We start from the raw sequence: 877 nt of genomic DNA, 5'->3' as shown, positions 1-877 counted from the left end.
CACATAAGGTTAGAGCTATGTTACTGAGTATATCAGTCGTTATTCCTGCAAAAAATGAACAAGGAAATATCGGGAAGTTAGTGAAAGAAATTCATGCCAGTTTAGAAGCATACCCTAACGTCGAAATTGTCATTACGGACGACGGTAGTACCGATGATACGGTGCAAGAGGCACTTGAAGCTGCTAAAGGATGTGGGTGTGACCTGCAAGTGGTTAGTCACGAACAGAGTTGCGGTCAAAGCACAGCAGTGTTAACTGCCGTCAAACATGCAAAAGGCGAGTGGATTGTTACCTCCGATGCTGATGGGCAGAACGATCCGTCGGATATGCCTAAGATGCTTGAGCTTGCTGCTAAAGTCAGCAATCCGAATTTTTGCATCGCGGGTTATCGAGCAAAAAGGTTAGATACAGCTTGGGTTAGGTTTCAATCGAAGGTGGCGAACAGAGTGCGTCATGCATTACTAGGTGATGGTGTTCCAGATTCTGGTTGTGGACTTAAAGTCATCCCTAAATCGACTTATCTGCGCTTGCCGTATTTTGATCATATGCATCGGTTTTTGCCTGCACTCATCAAAGCGATGGGCGGGGAGATCGTCGTTCACCCAGTCGCGCACCGAGACAGAGAAGCAGGCACTTCCAATTACAATGCATGGAACCGTGCTTGGGTAGGGATTGTTGATATGTTTGGTGTGATCTGGTTACAAAAGCGCACGAAAAATCCGATGATCAAAGCTGTCAGCATTGCCAATGAAAATGCAAAACAATGAAATGGTTAAAGCTTGCACTTCTTATACTTGCTGGGGTTTTGTTAGCAAATCAGCTCGATAATCCCGTTTTATCTCACCTCACAGATAAGAACTGGCTGGTTGGCTACATT

The 877-nt window shown here is 45.2% G+C and carries 1 protein-coding gene; it reads left to right on the top strand.

All coding sequences use genetic code 11. The features are described from left to right. Positions 1-767: glycosyltransferase family 2 protein (locus R8O11_RS26135; RefSeq protein ID WP_318194728.1), on the top strand; the 767-nt coding region annotated here is incomplete at its 5' end. Positions 768-877 lie beyond the last annotated feature (110 nt).

This window comes from Vibrio sp. 1288, assembly GCF_033344475.1.
The sequence above is the reverse complement of the archived record's forward strand: the minus strand, read 5'-3'. Positions and strand labels throughout refer to the sequence as shown.